The following is a 15,921-nucleotide window of genomic DNA, read 5'->3' on the forward strand; positions in this document are numbered from 1 at the left end:
CACCTAATTGGTTTACCTGTGCCCTTTTTGCCGACAAAAATGTAAACGTTGCCAAAATTGTTTACTTGGCTCTGTCTGGATATTGGGGAATGGGGGAATGTCCCGCCAGCCAACGTTCCGGGGAGGGGATCTCTTTTCACGACAACAGGAAGCGGAAATTCCAGACGGAATAACTACCTTTATTATTTTCAGCGATTTCCAGAGTTGTTATTCAGCATTTTCCAGACAATCCACCTTTTTTCTGGGATCGAGGCGGCGTCCCCGCCTGATGTCGTAAGCAATCTCCCTGACCTTGGTCACCTGCTCCTCGGTCAAGGGCGCATTCAAATAGTGCTTCACTTTTCCGATGATGTCCTTGACCAGGATTCTCTCGCCCTGTTTGGCGTTCAGGTAACACGACAAGGCATACCGTTCTGGTCCTGACAGGTCCGGCGTCAGGCAAAGCTTCCGTCTTGAAGCCATAGACAGGGAGGACATCATGCTGCGGATATACCAAACTTTTCCCCAGATCTGGGCTAGAATGGCTACTCCCCTGAGATCGGCATCCGATACTGGATCACCGATGATCCCGTCCTTTTTCAGTCGATAGAGGACTCTCTGCGGCAAATTAACCAGGTGTGCTGCGTCTTTGATCGGCGTCTCGCACATGGGGTGCTCTTACCTTTCTCCCCGGCGAATCAAGGAACTCAAGGAGCTCCCGCACGATGACCTCAACCTGGTTTTTGCCGGCATGGGTCATAACTGCTCGCTCGTAGGCTAGGGTTAATAGTTTTCCTATCTTCGGTCCGATTTGAAATGGAGCCAGCTTGGTTGCCTCAACGGCTACCATCTCAAGGACATTTCTCTTGTACTGGATGTCGCCGCCACTGGTTTCGTTAAAGCCCAGCAGCCAGTTGGGTTCGACACCTTCAAGCTCACAAAGCTTGGCGAGAAACGCTGCGTCTGGTTTTCTTCTGTCCGACTCGTAATTCATCAAGGTGTTGGGGCAGATACCATAACTTTCGACAAAATTAGCGATGGTCCTATCTCCCCGCACCATGCGGATTCTTTTTCCAAGGGTCACGAAATTCCTCCAAAACACCCAGAATGCTCCTGGTGTGAAAATCAGGCAGCCAAGCACGAACGACTTCTCGCGAGAGGGTGTGTCCCAGGCGAAAAGTCTGACCAGAAGCGGCCAGGTCCGTCTCTGCACCCAGGTGAAGAAATTTGCCTGGCTGCGGCCAACAGGCTCGGGAAAGAGCCGAACTTTCTGGTTGCAGCGATGCCGAGGGTCTCCCGGGGGCGAATCTCGCTAAAGCAAAGGCCCCGAACCTCGCGGCAATTGATTTCTTCTAGCAGGCTGTTGAAAAACTATTTGCCTAAGCCGTTGATTTTACTAGGCCAAGCAACCTGATTTTGCTATAATTTCGCGCATAAACAGTCGATTTTGCTGGAGAAACTATTATGCGCGGTGAAGATCCGAATCAGCAGGCCATGTTCAGCTATATTTCCCCGGAAGCCAGGGTCCCCAAGGATCACCCCTTGCGGCCGATCCGGGCCATGGTCGATAGCGCGCTGGATGACCTCGCACCGTTGTTCCGCCAGATGTATTCTCACACCGGTCGGCCGTCGATTCCGCCGGAGCAACTGCTGCGCGCCTCGTTGCTGCAAGTGCTCTATTCCATCCGCAGCGAGCGGATGCTGGTTGAGCAACTGGATTACAACCTGTTGTTTCGTTGGTTCGTCGGGCTGTCCATGGACGAGAAGATCTGGAACCATTCGACCTTCTCCAAGAACCGTGAGCGCCTGATGCAATTTGAAGTGGCGACCGCCTTCTTCCAGGCCACCAAGGGGCTGGCGGAACGGGCCGGACTGATGTCGAAAGACCACTTCACCGTGGATGGAACCTTGATCGAAGCCTGGGCCTCCATGAAGAGCTTCCGCCCCAAGGATGACCGGGACCAAGACCCGCCCACTACCGGTGGTCGCAACCCCGAGGTCGATTTCAAGGGGCAGAAGCGCAAGAACGATACACATCAGTCGACCACCGACCCGGATGCCCGCCTGCTCAAAAAGGGCAAAGGCAAGGAGTCCAAGCTCTGCTTCATGGGACACGCCCTGATGGAGAACCGAAACGGCCTGGTGGTCGACAGCCGTTTAACCGAAGCCAATGGGAGCGCCGAATGGAGCGCCGCCCTGGATATGATCGAAAACCTGCCGGGAGCGCACCAGATCACCGTTGGGGGCGACAAGGGCTACGATGTGCCGGTCTTCGTCGATGGTCTACGAGGGTTGCTGGCCACGCCGCATGTGGCCCAAAAGGACAAGGGCACCGTGATTGACGGCCGCACCACCCGCCATGACGGTTACCAGGTCAGCCAGCGCATTCGCAAGCGGGTTGAAGAAATCTTCGGCTGGCTGAAAACCGTTGGATGCCTGCGCAAAACGCGCCATCGAGGACTTGACCTGGTCGGTTGGATCTTCGAGTTCGCCATGAGTGCATACAATTTGATCCGAATGCGAAATCTGATCTGGGCAACCTAGCCGATAGGGGCAAAATGTTGCCACTTGCGGCCAGAAAAACGGCCTTAACGGGCATCCGAACAAGGGCATTCGCTCCGGGGCCAACGAAACACAGATTGTCAAAGATCAAAAAAATCGCTTGCGGGAGCAATGGGCCGACTCCCGGCTAGTTTTTCAACGGCCTGCTAAAGCCATCACGTTCTCGGTCTGCCGCCCAATAGTGCTCTCGGCTTTTTTCCGCAGGCGAAGATCGGAGGGAATACTGCCAGCCTTCCTTGCGGAGCGCGGTCGCGCATTCGCTTCCTCTTGACCTCCCGAATCGTTTTGGGAATTCGGGCAGTCTCGTCGAATTTTCAGATCTTTCTCCATGTCCTCACTGGGAATAGAGTTGGCCTCTTCCATGGGGATGGGACATGCCGCCGGTTGAGATACCCTGTCTTCTTGATGAAGCTGCTGCTTGATAATTTCACCGTCAACGAGATGAAGGCTTAACTCGCCCTGCTCAACCAGGGCTGACAGTCGGCTGCAAACGCGATTCAGGGCTTGACGAATATTTGCGGGGGAGCAGTCCAAATGCCTCGCGGCCTCCCGAATTTTCATTGGGCCGTCATGAATTCCAAGGAGAAGTTCGAGAACCCGTTCTTCCACCGGGGTCAGATAGTGCTGGATCAGGGGGTAGACCTTGTCAATGTCGATGCTGGACAATGATTCAGCATTGTCGTCCTTGGTTGCCTGGTCGAATTCATCCCTGGAAAAATCAGTCCAGTCGCAAAAGGTGGATGGGGGCGAGGGAGACCCCGCGTTTCGTTTCGAACCCGGGTTCGGAGTGACATCAGAGACCTTGCCCTTGAACAATATCCAAAAGCACGCCGGGAAAGGGATCTGTCGGTCAGCGGACACATTGACGGCTTCCAGTGCCGCTTCATAAGCATCCTGGAGAAAGTCCTCTTGGTCGTAGGGCGCAAACGGAAGGTATTTTCTCGTATGCCCCTGTATCTGTTTCGCATTCTGGTCAACCCAGAGAATGGCGTCTTCAGGCGAAAAGATCTGCATGATTCCCCCTATTGGTTAATAAAAGGTTAAAAGAGGTTAGCGCCCTCAGTTTTCAGGCTTAACACTCCGAATTTATTGTTGATTCAAGTTGTCCACAGTGAGTCATTCAGCGATAGTTCCGTGAGTCTTACAGCGATAATTGCGTGCGTCATTCAGCGTTACCCCGTGAGTCAATCAGCGATAAGTTGTGAGTCATCCAGCGATAGTCCGTGAGTCCTTCAGCGATACCCTCATCTCTTGCGGATGACAGCGACCAGGTCCGATTCGATTCCCCAGTTTTCAAGGAATCCAACGGCAACCAGGGCGTTCAGCGCCTTCTTGAGTTCCCTTCTGAAAAACCTCAGCTCGCATTCACTTGCGCAGAGCTTCTGCAGCGTCTCGACTTTGACCGGATAGGGTTCCCTGTGGCTGGACCAGTAACTGTGGAGCTTCGTGGCGATTCCTTCCGGAAGGGCTTTCCGCTGCTCCAGGTCGATCAACGTGAAGGCCCCATCGGCAAACAGGAGGCTCATGACTTTCGAGACACGAACCTCCCATTCCGCTAGAGGTGACTGTTTCTCCGGGTCCCACATCGCGATGTAATCGATGAGGCTTGTCACCACCGTCTGGTGAAGCCGATTGGAGGTGATTTGCACGGCGGTGGCCTTCATGCGTAACAAGCAGGTTTTGAGATGCTGGTATCCCCAGTTGTTGACCCGCCAGCCGATCGCCTTCAGGAAAGAATAGGGTGTGAAATAAATAGGCTCCCCAAGCGGTTTACCTTTGGCGAGCTGCAGAAGCCGCATCCAAACCAGTTCGTCGTCCTGGCGTAACTCTTCGCCGAGGTAGAGGATGCTTCCCCCTCCGGTGACGATGATTTCAGCTTGTTTGAGATAAACCCTGCGTCGGTTGCGGTTTCGGGCTGTGAACAGGGCGGAGCGAACAATTTCATTTGGGGAGGCCCCTTTTGTAGGGCTCCAATCCGGCAGATTTTTGGGGCTCGCTTCGATCGACTCCCTGAATCGTTCCAGCACTTCCATCAATTCAGGGTGGAGTTTGGCCGGGTTAGCCAATCCGTCTCCCCCCACGATTTTGTGGTTTTCCGCAGGATCTCCCGTCACGCTTTGGCCTCGATGCAACCTTCATCGGCGCATTCGGTCCCTTGTTCGTTGCGCACCAAGGCATCCGCAAACATCTTCATGATTCTGGAGTGTTTGGCATGAGCAAGCGCAGGGGAGGTCTCCCGAAACTCAAAAGAAACTTTCGAGACACAAAATTTTGTGGTATTTGTTGTCTTTCTACTCATTTTTTGTGGGCTGCATGTATTTCGATGGTGGTTACGGTCCGTCATCGACACAAGAGAGAAAACAGAACCATGAAATTGTTCACGATCCCTCGTTTGTGTTTTATTGCACACAATCGAATATGTCAAGACAAAAATTTATTCTTAAACACACATTTGTGGAGGAACCTTTGGGAAGCGTAGGGGAGCGGATTAGAGAACTGCGCGGAGAAATGCAGCAGGCGGAGCTGGCGGACAAGCTTGGAATCCACAAAAACACAATGGCGAATTACGAACGGGGAGAACGCTTTCCGGACGTAAATATTCTTTTGAAAATTTTGGAGGTGTTTCCGGAGACGAATCCGGCGTGGTTGTTGACCGGCGAAGGCTCGAAAATCAAATCAGAGCCTGTTCAGGAGGGGTTTGTGATGTTTCCACGTTATGAAATTGAGGCCGGCGCAGGTCCGGGCCGAAACGTTCAAAGTGAACAAATTGTCGACTTTGTGTCTTTCAAGGAAGAGTGGGTTCAGAACTTCCTGCGGGTTCCCCGAAAGGATTTGGCCCTGCTGTCAGTCAAAGGCGACAGCATGAATCCAACTCTGAACGACGGAGACATGATTCTGGTCGATCTGCGAGCCGATCGTCTCGAAGACAGCGCCATCTACGTCCTGGAATTCGAGGATGCACTCCTGGTGAAGCGCATCCAGCGCAAGCTTGATGGCTCCATTGTTATCAAAAGCGATAACCAACTCTACGAGCCTGAAATTCTCAAGAAGGACCAGGCAGGGGGGCTGAAGATCGTTGGCCGTGTCGTTTGGAGCGGGCGACGGATGTAGGTGGGCTCATCGTGGGTCTCAGGATTTTTGGAAGATGTTTGTATGAATCAATCAATGCAGGTTGGAATTTGGATCAGGGTTTCTACTGAAGACCAGGCCCGTGGGGAATCTCCAAGGAACCACGAAGCCAGGGCCAGGATGTATGCCGAACTGAAAGGGTGGACAGTCGTAGAAACCTATGACCTGTCCGGGGTTTCCGGCAAGTCCGTCTCTGAGCATCCCGAGGCCCAGCGCATGTTTGCCGATGTTGTTTCTGGCAAAATCGGAGGCCTCATCTTCTCGAAATTGGCCCGCCTCGCGCGAAACACCAAAGAGCTGCTCGAATTTTCAGAATTCTTTCAAAAGTACAACGCCAACCTGATCAGCCTTGAGGAGAGCCTGGACACCTCAACTCCTGCGGGCCGGCTTTTATATACCGTCATCGGGGCGCTCGCCCAATGGGAGCGGGAGGAGATTTCCGCCCGGGTCGCGGCGTCTATTCCGATTCGTGCCCGGCAGGGCAAGCCAACTGGTGGCAAGGGTGCCTTTGGCTACATGTGGAAAGATCGTCAATTTGTACCAAATCCCAAAGAAGCTCCCACGATCAGGCGGGCCTATGAACTCTACCTTGAGACCGGCAAGCTCCTGACCACGTGCCAGAAGCTGAATGAAGAGGGCTTCAGAACCAGGAAAGGGATTTTCAGGCCCGTCACGTTAAAGCGCTTCCTTCAGGACACGGTCTACAAAGGACTCAGAAGAGCCAATTACAGCAAGAGCAAGGGCAATAAAAAATCCTGGGTTCTCAAACCGGAAGAGGATTGGGTCTTTACAGAGGTGGAGCCGATTGTCGATGAGGACATCTGGGAGAAGGCCAATGCGCTTCTGACCAAAAACGCCGAGCCTTTTCAGAAAAGGGTCCCGAAGGAAGGGAAGTACCTATTCAGCGGTCTTCTTCAGTGTCAATGTGGCACCAAATTGTATGTGGCCCCTTACTCTGGGATGAAGGTGCCACGCTACAGATGCCGAGAGTGCTGCTTCAAGCTCAACGAAGATGTGCTTGAAGAACATTTTCTGAAAGCCCTCAAAACCATGATCGTGAAGCCGGGGGAACTGAAAGCTGTTTCAGACTTTGAGGCGGAGAGACAAGCGAAGGAAGAGCGGCTGGAATTGCTAAAAAGAGAGCTCAAGTCAGTGGATGTGAAAATTGACACGCTGCTCGACTTGATTGGTGATCAAACGATCGATCGTGGGAACTTCTCGGAACGCTTTATGCCGCTGAAAGAGCGGAAGGAGCAGATCCTCGCTGAGATCCCGCGCCTGCAGGCAGAGATCGACTTTGCGAAGGCGAACAACATCGCCAAAGACTTCTTGCTTGAGAGGGCAACGAACTTTGCTTCGATGTGGCCGATCCTGAACGACGACGAGAAGAGAAGGCTTGTTGGGGATCTGGTTGACAAGGTTGAAATCGGGGATGACAGCCTCCATTTTGTCTTTTCTTATAGCCCCTCCTTAATGCTACTTGAAAAAGATAAACAAACCCCCAGGGGTTCATGGCGGCGACAAGCATGAAGCTGGCGGGGAAGGTGAGGCTCATCGCCGCGCGACTGATCGCCACCTGGCCGTCTTCGAGGGGCTGGCGCAGCATTTCCAGGACGTTCTTCTTGAATTCGGGAAGTTCGTCGAGGAAGAGGACACCGTTGTGGGCGAGGGAGACTTCGCCGGGTTTGGGGATGGTGCCGCCGCCGATCAGGCCGGCGTCGGAGATGGTGTGGTGGGGAGAACGAAAGGGACGGGCGGCGACCAGGGCGGTGCGGTCGGCGAGGAGCCCGGCGACGGAGTGGATTTTGGTCGTCTCCAGGGCTTCGTCAAAGGCTTGGGCCGGCAAAATTCCCGGCACGCGGCGGGCGAGCATAGTCTTGCCGCTGCCGGGCGGACCGACCATCAGCAGGTTATGGGCGCCGGCTGCGGCGACCTCGAGGGCGCGCTTGACGTGCTGCTGGCCGCGCACCTCGGCGAAGTCCTCATGCTCGCAGCGGGCGGCGGCGAAGAGGTCGAGCACCTCGACCCGGCAAGGTTCCAGCTCCCGCTCGCTGGAGAGAAAGGCGACCACCTCGCCGAGGTCGCGGACACCGTAGACGGGGAGGCCGTCGACGATGGCCCCTTCCGGGGCGTTGTCGAGGGGGAGAATCAGCCCGTCGATCCCCCAGCGGCGGGCGGCGACGGCGATCGGCAGGGTGCCGCGCACCGGCTTGACGCGGCCGTCGAGGGAGAGTTCGCCGAGGTAGAGGTAGCGCCCCGGGCGGGGTTTGCGGATGGCGCCGCTGGCGATCAGCAGGCCGATTGCCATTGGCAGGTCGAAGGCGGTGCCGTCCTTGCGGATGTCGGCCGGGGCGAGGTTGATGGTAATGCGGCGGGCCGGGAAGTCGTAGCCGGAGTTCTTGATTGCCGACTTGACGCGGTCCTTGCTCTCCTTGACCGCCCCTTCGGGGAGGCCGACGGTGGCGAACTGGGGCAGGCCCTGGGCGATGTCAACCTCGACGTCGACGGCATAGGCATCGATACCGAGGAGCGCCCCGGAAAGAATGGTAGCCAGCATAGGTTCCCCCTCCTGCTGTGGCCGCAGCGTGCGGCTGTCCCGGCAGTTCTAACAAAAAAAACAGGGACTGGCAAGCTGCGGAGCGGTCGATCACAGCCTGTCGCTGGCAGCCGGACGTCAAGCGGAAAAATTGCTGCTATGCTCCTAAGGAATCGAAGGCCAGCGGATATGTCCCAACAGCGGCGGCGCGTGACCTGATCACGACCAGACCGGGAGCAAAGCGATGATCGTAGGCATCCTGAAAGAGATCAAGAGCGAGGAGAACCGGGTCAGCATGACCCCGGCCGGGGTCGAGGTGATGAAGGGGCAGGGGCACCAGGTATTGGTCGAACAAGGTGCCGGCGTCGGCAGCGGCTTTGCCGACGCGGCTTACCGGGAGGCCGGCGCCGAAATCGCCCCGGGGCCGGAGGAGGTCTTCGCCCGCGCCGGGATGGTGATGCATGTCAAGGAGCCGCAGCCGGCGGAGTACGACCTGATCCGGCCGGGGCAGGTGATCTTCACCTACTTTCACTTTGCCGCTTCCGAGCCCCTGACCGCGGCGATGCTCAGGACCGGGGCGACCTGCATCGCCTATGAAACGATTGAGCAGGCGGACGGGAGCCTGCCGCTGCTGATGCCGATGAGTGAAGTGGCGGGGCGGATGGCGGCGCAGCAGGGGGCGAAGTACCTCGAGCGCGCCCAGGGCGGGCGTGGCATCCTGCTCGGCGGAGTCCCCGGCGTCGCACCGGCGACGGTGCTGATTCTCGGCGGCGGCGTGGTCGGTACCCACGCGGCGCAGATGGCCTGCGGCCTCGGCTCCAGGGTCTACCTGCTAGACCTGAATCTCGATCGCTTGCGGCACCTGGCGGAGGTGATGCCGAAGAACTGTTTTCCGCTGATGTCGTCGCCGGCGACGATCCGGGAACTGGTGCAGGAGGCGGACGTGGTGATTGGGGCGGTCCTGTTGCACGGGGCGAAGGCGCCGAAGTTGGTGAGCCGGGAGATGCTGAAAACGATGAAGCCGGGGGCGGTGCTGGTCGATGTCGCCATCGATCAGGGGGGGTGCTTCGAGACCTCGCGACCGACCACCCACAAGTCGCCGATTTATGAGGTGGACGGGGTGGTCCATTACTGCGTGGCGAATATGCCGGGGGCGGTGCCGCTGACCTCGACCGTGGCGCTGACCAACGCCACTCTCCCCTATGCCGTGCGGATTGCCACCCAGGGCTGGAAACGGGTCGCGCGCCAGGATGCCGGCATCAGGGCCGGGTTCAACGTCGTCAACGGCCTGGTCACCTACCGGGGGGTGGCCGAGGCCTTCGCCCTCGACTATGTCCCGGTCGAGGAGGCGCTGAAGTCGTTTACCTGATCAGGCTTCGAGGTCGTCGAGGTATTTTTCGGCCATGATCGCCGCCACCGCGCCGTCGCCGACGGCGGTGGCGATCTGCTTGAGCATCTTCTTGCGGACGTCGCCGGCCGCGAAGACGCCGGGCATCGAGGTGCGGCAGTCGGCGTCGGTGAGGATGTAGCCGTCGGCATCGAGCTGCAGGACATCGGCCAGAAAGTGGGCTTTCGGGGTCACGCCGACGGCGATGAAAAGGCCTTCGATGGCGAGGGTTTCCGCCGCGCTGCCGTCGGGATGGCTGAGCAGGGCCTGCTTGAGGCCGGAAGCATCCCCTTCGACCTTCTGCACATTGCGCTCCCAGAGGATCTCGATCTTGGGGTTGGCGGCGAGACGCTCCTGCAGCACCTTGGTGGCCCGCAGCTCGCGGCGGCGATGGATGATAGAGACCTTGCTGGCAAAACGGGTCAGAAAGAGCGCCTCTTCGGCGGCAGTGTCGCCACCTCCGACGATCGCCACCGGCACGTTGCGAAAGAAGGCGCCGTCGCAGGTGGCGCAGTAGGAGACGCCGCGGCCGGTCAGTTCCTGTTCGCCGGGGATGCCGAGTTTGCGCGGTTCGGCGCCGGTGGTGATGATCACGCTGCGCGCCCGGAGCGGCTCCCCATCAATGGTCACCAGCTTTACGGCGCCCTGGTCGACGAGGTTTTCGACCTCGCCGGTGCGCACCTCGAGGCCGAACTCCTGGCAATGCTCCTGGAAGCGCAGCATCAGGTCGGGGCCGTCGATGCCGCCGGGAAAGCCGGGATAGTTCTCGACCTTGGTGGTGGTCATCACCTGGCCGCCCATGATCATCCGCTCGACCAGCAGCGTGTGCAGCTTGGCCCGGGAGGTGTAGAGCCCCGCGGTCAGCCCGGCCGGGCCACCGCCAATGATGACGACGTCGTAACACTCCTGACTCATGATCAACTCCTTGGGTCGATGGAAGGGCCAAACCATAGCACAGCCGCCGGCAAAATAAAACCGCGTCGTGCCTCTCCTCCGTGCGGCTGTCGCCTTGATTTCCCCGGGCAGCCGGCCTAGAATAGGGGCCAGCCCGCACCTCACCATCCCCCGCTGAAAGGACCTCCCCCGGATGGCCGCTTCCGAGCACCTCGACCAGAGCATCAGCCGCGGTTTCCTCTTTGCCATCGCCCTGACCGCGGTGACCCTGGTGGCCGAGGTGATCGGCGGCTTCTGGACCAATTCGCTGGCGCTCCTCTCCGATGCCGCCCATGTCTTCATGGACCTGCTGGCGCTGGTCCTGTCGCTGGCGGCCATCTACCTTGCCGGCAAGCCGGCGAGCGATCGCCGCACCTACGGCTGGCACCGCGCCGAAATCTTCGCCTCCCTCATCAATGGCGCCACCCTGATCCTGATCGCCGGCGGCATTCTGAAGGAATCCTGGCTCCGTTTCCAGCACCCGGAGGCGGTGAAGAGCAAGGAGATGTTCATCATCGCGACCATTGGCCTGGTGATGAACCTGGTGGCGGCGACGCGTCTGCATGGCCACAGCCACGACGACCTCAATGTGCGCAGCGCCTTTCTCCACGTGATCGGCGATGCCATCGCCTCGGTCGGGGTAATCCTCGGCGGCCTGGTGATGCTCTACACCGGCTGGTACGTGGTCGATGCCCTGATTTCCGCGGCGATCGCCCTGATCATCGGCTGGGGGTCGATCCGCCTGCTGCGGGAGGCGGGGCATATCCTCCTGGAAGGGGTGCCGGCCCATGTCGAGGTCGACGACGTGGTCGCCAAGATGCGGGCCGTGGAGGGGGTCAACGACATTCACCACCTCCACGTCTGGTCGATCTGCTCCCACATCTCGGCGCTCTCCGCCCATATCGACATTGAACCGGATTTTCGCCTGCGCCAGGGGGAAATCATCGGCACCATCGAACAGATGCTGGAGCATGATTACCACATCACCCACACCACCCTGCAGGGGGAGTGTTCCCGCTGCCTCACCGGCCCGGTCATCCAGCAGCTGCAGCATCGGCAGCGGCACGATCATCACCACGATCATGGCGGCCATGACCATGACCACCTCCATTGAGCCCTGACGATGAGTAAATCCCTGAAGTTTCTCCTCTGGGCCCTGGTCTTTTTCGGCCTGCTGCTGGCAACGGACCAGCTGCTGCTGCGGGTGCCGATGGAGCAGCCGGCCCTCGCCTCAGTGCGCTCTTTCTATCTCGATTTCCGGGGCCGCCTGCTGCGGCTTGCCGGCCACGCGCCGCCGGCGACCATCGACCAGCTGATCGATCAGGCGGTGCAGCACCCGGCCCCCGTCACCCCCCCGGCCCGGCCGGCAACCACGTCGCAGCCAGCGGCGCCGGCTCAGGGCAAACCGGAGGCCGCTGCCACACCGCGCTACCTCTGGGTCGATGCTGCCGGCGACCTGCAGTTTGCCGATCGTCGCGAGGATATCCCGGAGCGCTACCGCGGCGAAGCCCGGCCGCTGGAGCGCTGAAACAAAACCGGCAGGCCGCATGGCCTGCCGGTTCACATGGTACGGGTGCGAAGGATTTCAGGGGAGGGTGCCGTAGATTTCCGGGCGGCGGTCCTTGAAGCACTGAATCTGGGCACGGTAGGTGGCCATTTCGGCGAAGTCGAAGAGGGCGCAGAGTTCGGCCGCGCTTTCGCCGGCCTCGGCCAGGATTTCGCCGCGGGCTGACAGGAGCAGGCTCATACCGAAGAAGTCAAGCTTCCCCTGGATTCCGCAGCAATTGGCGGCGGCGACAAAGAGCTGATTCTCGATCGCCCGCGCCCGCAACAGGGTGCGCCAGTGCTCCTGACGGGGTTTCGGCCACTCGGCGGGGATACAGAGGATTTCGGCCCCTTCGAGAGCGAGCTTGCGGAAGAATTCCGGGAAACGCAGGTCGTAGCAGATCGCCACCCCGAGGCGGCCGACGGAGGTCGGTACCACCTTCAGCTGGTCGCCGGCGGCGAGGAAACGGTCTTCGCCCATGGTGGAGAAGAGATGCAGCTTGCGGTAGCTGGCAAGATCGACTCCGCGATCGATGACGTAGGCGGTGTTGTAAATCCTGCCGTCGCTCTTTTCCGGCAGGCTGCCGACGATGACCATGCCGTGGCGGGCGGAAAATTCACGCAGCGCCGCGCGGACCCGGGGGGTCTCTTCCGCCAGTTGGGAAAGGCGTTTGTAGTCGTAGCCACTGCTCCACATTTCCGGCAGGACTGCCAGTTGGGCGCCGCGGGCCTGGACCCGTTCCAGCCCGGCCAGGGCTTTGCCGAGATTGGCCTCCACCCCCCCGAGGGTGATGTTGAATTGAACGGCCGCCGCACAGATTTTGCGATTCATGGAAAAATGCCTCCCGTAAAAACATGGTTTTAAAAAATTCACGTGGCCGGAGCGGCCCCGTGAAGGTCTCATTATAGGGCTGTTGCCTTGACAGTACAAGGGCCCTTGGCCGTCCGCTTTCCCTTGACACTGTCAAGAGGCCGATGGTAAAAAACAAGGCGTTCTATTGTTTTGGCCCTAGGCTATCCGGTCGTCGACCCGGGCAGGTCCGACCGGATTTTAACATGCCCGCGACCCGCATGGCGAGCCCGCTGGCGGAGAAAAGGTGGGAGTTGTGAAGAGCTTTCTTCTGACAATGGTGCTGCTGCTGGCGAGCGGCGTGCCGGCACTGGCGAGCGGTGGCGGCGAGGTGGCCAACCTGACCGGTACCGCTTACGGGATCTTCGGGCTGATTCTTTTCGTCGCGGCCTACTCGCTGGTCATTCTCGAGGAGAAGCTGCACCTGCGCAAGAGTAAGCCGGTTATTCTCGCTGCCGGGATTATCTGGGTCCTGGTCGCCCTCGCCTATGCGGCGATGGGCGACACCCATACGCCCCATGCAGCGATCCTCGGCAACCTCACCGAGTATGCCGAACTCTTCCTCTTCCTGCTGGCGGCGATGACCTACATCAACGCCCTGGAGGAGCGCAATGTCTTTCGCGCCCTGCGCTCCTGGCTGGTCAACAAGGGCTTCACCCTGCGCACCGTCTTCTGGGTCACCGGCTTTCTCGCCTTCATCATCTCCCCGGTCGCCGACAACCTGACCACCGCTCTTCTGATGGGAGCGGTGGCGATGGCGGTGGGGGGGAGCAACCGCGCCTTCGTCATCGTCGCCTGCATCAATATCGTCGTCGGCGCCAACGCCGGTGGTGCCTTCTCCCCCTTTGGCGACATCACCACGCTGATGGTCTGGCAGAAGGGGAAGGTCGATTTCATCGAATTCTTCGCCATCTTCTTCCCCTCCCTGGTCAACTGGCTGATTCCGGCGGCGATCATGAGCTTCGCCGTCCCCAAGGAGAAGCCCGAGGCGATGGACGAGACGGTGCATATGAAGATCGGCGCCCGGCGCATCATGTTCCTCTTCCTGCTGACGATCGCCACCGCCGTCTCTTTTCACAACTTCCTGCACCTGCCGCCGGCCGTCGGCATGATGCTCGGTCTCGGTTACCTCTCCTTTTTCGCCTACTACCTGAAGAAACTGGAACATCGTCTGCTCAGCGGCGACAGCCCCCTCGACGTCACCGGTCATGCCCACATGCCGGTGGCCGGCTTCGACCTCTTTCGCAAGATTGCCAAGGCCGAATGGGACACCCTCCTCTTCTTCTACGGCGTCATCCTCTGCGTCGGAGGGCTCGGTCAGTTCGGCTACCTCGCCTATGTCTCCAATTTCGCCTATAACGGGCTGGGGCACACCACCGCCAACGTCCTGGTTGGCCTCCTCTCGGCAATCGTCGACAACATCCCGGTGATGTTCGCGGTCCTCACCATGGACCCGCACATGTCCCACGGCCAGTGGCTGCTGGTGACCCTCACCGCCGGCGTTGGGGGCAGCCTGCTCTCCATCGGTTCGGCCGCCGGGGTCGCCCTGATGGGCTCGGCTCGCGGGATTTACACCTTTGGCAACCACCTGAAGTGGACCTGGGCGGTGGCGCTCGGTTATGCGGCGAGCATCCTCGTCCACCTCTGGCTCAACGCCAGTCACTTTACCGACTTCCATTAACCGGCGACGACCGCCGCAGGCAACGAGGCGGGGAGGCGACTCCCCGCTTTTTTCATGGCCGGACTCTATTTTCATATCCCCTACTGCCGCAGCAAGTGCGCTTACTGCGACTTCTTCTCCCTCGCCGACGCCGCCCTGCCGCTCGCCGATTACGTTACGTTGCTGCATGACCAGCTGGCGCTGACCCCGGCCCAATGGTCAGCCCCGGCGCCCCTGGCGAGCGTCTTTTTTGGGGGCGGCACCCCTTCGCTGCTCGAACCAAAAGCGGTTGCCGGGCTGCTGGCGGCCGCCGAGCGCCGTTTCGGTTTCGCCCCCGGGGTCGAGATTTCCCTGGAGGCGAACCCCGGGACGGTGACGCCCGCCTCTCTGGCCGACTACCGCGCCGCCGGGGTGAACCGGCTCTCCCTCGGGCTGCAATCCCTTAACGATTTCTCCCTCGCCTTTCTCGGTCGCGGCCACTCCGCCGCACAAGGACGCCAGGCCTGCGCCTGGGCGCGCCGGGCCGGCTTCGACAACCTCTCCTGCGACCTGATCTTCGGCCTCCCTGGCGAGACGGAGGCAAGTCTCGATGCCGAGGTGACAGGGTTGCTCGAGCTCGCTCCGGAGCATCTCTCCTGTTACGGGTTGAGTGTCGAGGCGGGAACCCCGCTGGCCACCCGCCTCCAGCGCGGCGAGTTTCTCCCCGCCGACGAAGGACGATTCGCCGCCGGCTACCGGCAGCTCGACGCGGCCCTCACGGCAGCCGGACTGGTCCATTACGAAGTCTCCAACTTCGCCCGCCCGGGCAGGGAATGCCGGCACAACCTTGGTTATTGGCAACGACGCAGCGTTGTTGGCGTGGGCGCCGGGGCTCACAGCTTTATTGCGGATGGCTGGGGGCGGCGGCTGGCGGTCGCTCCTGACCTCGCCGGCTATGCCGCGGCGCTGCGCAGCGGACAGGACCCGGCGACGGAACTGGAGCAGTTCGACCGCCGCGGGGCGATGGCCGAGACCCTCTACCTCGGCCTGCGTACCGCGGCCGGTGTCGACGACGCGGCATTCCAGGATGCCTTCGGCAGTGATGTGGCCAGCGCTTTTCCGGCGGCTTTGCGGCGCTGCGGCCAGCGCCTTTCCCGGCGCCAGGGCCGCTGGGTTTTCGATCTCGATGGCTGGCTCCTTTACGACCACCTGATCAGTGCCTTTCTTTGAAATAGGGGCACTCTGCGGTGTCGCCCTTCACCCTTGACAAAGGGAGGGGCCGTTGTTATGTTGAGTCCCGTTAGCACTCTCGTCTCAGGAGTGCTAAGGATGGGTCGGCCGGGTTGTCCGGCTTGATTTTT

14 protein-coding genes and 1 pseudogene are annotated in these 15,921 nt (G+C 59.7%); 8 read left to right on the forward strand and 7 right to left on the reverse strand.

All coding sequences use genetic code 11. The features are described 5' to 3' along the window. Positions 1-207: 207 nt before the first annotated feature. Positions 208-648 carry a hypothetical protein gene (locus tag DBW_RS01835; protein WP_157471698.1) on the reverse strand — a complete coding sequence of 147 codons (441 nt, stop codon included), beginning with the start codon at positions 646-648 and terminating at the stop codon, positions 208-210. Then, positions 608-1,120, reverse strand: a complete 513-nt coding sequence (locus tag DBW_RS01840; RefSeq protein WP_157471700.1) for a helix-turn-helix domain-containing protein — start codon at positions 1,118-1,120, stop codon at positions 608-610. Before DBW_RS01840 ends, DBW_RS01835 begins: the two co-directional genes overlap by 41 nt. 323 nt (positions 1,121-1,443) lie before the next feature. On the opposite strand from DBW_RS01840, the gene DBW_RS01845 reads away from it, so the two are divergent. Further along, positions 1,444-2,523 carry an IS5 family transposase gene (locus tag DBW_RS01845; protein WP_066723402.1) on the forward strand — a complete coding sequence of 360 codons (1,080 nt, stop codon included), beginning with the start codon at positions 1,444-1,446 and terminating at the stop codon, positions 2,521-2,523. Positions 2,524-2,676: 153 nt separating this feature from the next. On the opposite strand, the gene DBW_RS01850 is transcribed toward DBW_RS01845, so the two are convergent. After that, positions 2,677-3,555 (reverse strand): sigma-70 family RNA polymerase sigma factor, encoded by an 879-nt coding sequence (locus DBW_RS01850; protein WP_066723405.1) that lies wholly within the window; start codon positions 3,553-3,555, stop codon positions 2,677-2,679. A gap of 230 nt (positions 3,556-3,785) precedes the next feature. Beyond that, a complete protein-coding gene (gene trfA / locus DBW_RS01855; protein ID WP_231875372.1) occupies positions 3,786-4,607 on the reverse strand; it encodes a plasmid replication initiator TrfA in 822 nt (273 codons plus the stop codon). Positions 4,608-4,854: 247 nt separating this feature from the next. Here trfA and DBW_RS01860 point away from each other — a divergent pair, with 247 nt between their 5' ends. Both DBW_RS01860 and DBW_RS19215 read left to right on the forward strand, forming a co-directional pair. Next, positions 4,855-5,652, forward strand: coding sequence for an XRE family transcriptional regulator (locus DBW_RS01860; protein ID WP_157471702.1), 798 nt, complete (start codon positions 4,855-4,857; stop codon positions 5,650-5,652). 54 nt (positions 5,653-5,706) lie between these two features. Next, a pseudogene (locus DBW_RS19215) lies at positions 5,707-6,513 on the forward strand (recombinase family protein); the annotation flags it as partial. Positions 6,514-6,898: 385 nt separating this feature from the next. On the opposite strand, the gene DBW_RS18010 reads toward DBW_RS19215, so the two are convergent. Continuing rightward, entirely contained in the window at positions 6,899-8,227 is a 1,329-nt protein-coding gene (locus DBW_RS18010; protein WP_082820135.1) for a YifB family Mg chelatase-like AAA ATPase, read from the reverse strand. A gap of 223 nt (positions 8,228-8,450) precedes the next feature. Between DBW_RS18010 and ald the strand changes: the two genes are divergently transcribed. After that, positions 8,451-9,575: an alanine dehydrogenase gene (gene ald, locus DBW_RS01875; RefSeq protein WP_066723419.1), complete on the forward strand. Its 1,125-nt coding sequence runs from the start codon at positions 8,451-8,453 to the stop codon at positions 9,573-9,575. Here the strand turns inward: ald and trxB are convergent, their stop codons facing one another. Continuing rightward, positions 9,576-10,508, reverse strand: a complete 933-nt coding sequence (gene trxB, locus DBW_RS01880; RefSeq protein ID WP_066723422.1) for a thioredoxin-disulfide reductase — start codon at positions 10,506-10,508, stop codon at positions 9,576-9,578. Between the two features lie 172 nt (positions 10,509-10,680). Between trxB and DBW_RS01885 the strand changes: the two genes are divergently transcribed. Both DBW_RS01885 and DBW_RS01890 read left to right on the forward strand, forming a co-directional pair. Continuing rightward, entirely contained in the window at positions 10,681-11,640 is a 960-nt protein-coding gene (locus DBW_RS01885) for a cation diffusion facilitator family transporter (protein ID WP_066723425.1), read from the forward strand. A gap of 9 nt (positions 11,641-11,649) precedes the next feature. Next, positions 11,650-12,054 carry a hypothetical protein gene (locus DBW_RS01890; RefSeq protein WP_066723426.1) on the forward strand — a complete coding sequence of 135 codons (405 nt, stop codon included), beginning with the start codon at positions 11,650-11,652 and terminating at the stop codon, positions 12,052-12,054. A gap of 57 nt (positions 12,055-12,111) precedes the next feature. On the opposite strand, the gene DBW_RS01895 is transcribed toward DBW_RS01890, so the two are convergent. After that, positions 12,112-12,903 carry a carbon-nitrogen family hydrolase gene (locus DBW_RS01895; protein WP_066723428.1) on the reverse strand — a complete coding sequence of 264 codons (792 nt, stop codon included), beginning with the start codon at positions 12,901-12,903 and terminating at the stop codon, positions 12,112-12,114. Between the two features lie 295 nt (positions 12,904-13,198). Here DBW_RS01895 and nhaD point away from each other — a divergent pair, with 295 nt between their 5' ends. Both nhaD and hemW read left to right on the forward strand, forming a co-directional pair. Beyond that, the gene (gene nhaD, locus DBW_RS01900; RefSeq protein WP_066729625.1) at positions 13,199-14,602 is read left to right on the forward strand and encodes a sodium:proton antiporter NhaD; all 1,404 of its coding nucleotides are present in this window, start codon (positions 13,199-13,201) and stop codon (positions 14,600-14,602) included. Between the two features lie 54 nt (positions 14,603-14,656). Then, positions 14,657-15,790, forward strand: coding sequence for a radical SAM family heme chaperone HemW (hemW, locus tag DBW_RS01905; RefSeq protein WP_066723430.1), 1,134 nt, complete (start codon positions 14,657-14,659; stop codon positions 15,788-15,790). Positions 15,791-15,921: the final 131 nt, after the last annotated feature.

The sequence above is a fragment of the Desulfuromonas sp. DDH964 genome (assembly GCF_001611275.1).
Taxonomy (GTDB): Bacteria; Desulfobacterota; Desulfuromonadia; order Desulfuromonadales; family DDH964; genus DDH964.

Excerpts from the sequence above, each read along its gene's own strand:
- ald (WP_066723419.1), top strand. The coding sequence starts at position 8,451 with ATGATCGTAGGCATCCTGAAAGAGATCAAGAGCGAGGAGAACCGGGTC.
- DBW_RS01835 (WP_157471698.1), bottom strand. The coding sequence starts at position 648 with ATGTGCGAGACGCCGATCAAAGACGCAGCACACCTGGTTAATTTGCCG.
- DBW_RS01845 (WP_066723402.1), top strand. The coding sequence starts at position 1,444 with ATGCGCGGTGAAGATCCGAATCAGCAGGCCATGTTCAGCTATATTTCC.
- DBW_RS01895 (WP_066723428.1), bottom strand. The coding sequence starts at position 12,903 with ATGAATCGCAAAATCTGTGCGGCGGCCGTTCAATTCAACATCACCCTC.
- hemW (WP_066723430.1), top strand. The coding sequence starts at position 14,657 with ATGGCCGGACTCTATTTTCATATCCCCTACTGCCGCAGCAAGTGCGCT.
- trxB (WP_066723422.1), bottom strand. The coding sequence starts at position 10,508 with ATGAGTCAGGAGTGTTACGACGTCGTCATCATTGGCGGTGGCCCGGCC.
- DBW_RS01860 (WP_157471702.1), top strand. The coding sequence starts at position 4,855 with ATGTATTTCGATGGTGGTTACGGTCCGTCATCGACACAAGAGAGAAAA.
- DBW_RS01890 (WP_066723426.1), top strand. The coding sequence starts at position 11,650 with ATGAGTAAATCCCTGAAGTTTCTCCTCTGGGCCCTGGTCTTTTTCGGC.
- DBW_RS01850 (WP_066723405.1), bottom strand. The coding sequence starts at position 3,555 with ATGCAGATCTTTTCGCCTGAAGACGCCATTCTCTGGGTTGACCAGAAT.
- DBW_RS01885 (WP_066723425.1), top strand. The coding sequence starts at position 10,681 with ATGGCCGCTTCCGAGCACCTCGACCAGAGCATCAGCCGCGGTTTCCTC.
- DBW_RS18010 (WP_082820135.1), bottom strand. The coding sequence starts at position 8,227 with ATGCTGGCTACCATTCTTTCCGGGGCGCTCCTCGGTATCGATGCCTAT.
- nhaD (WP_066729625.1), top strand. The coding sequence starts at position 13,199 with ATGGTGCTGCTGCTGGCGAGCGGCGTGCCGGCACTGGCGAGCGGTGGC.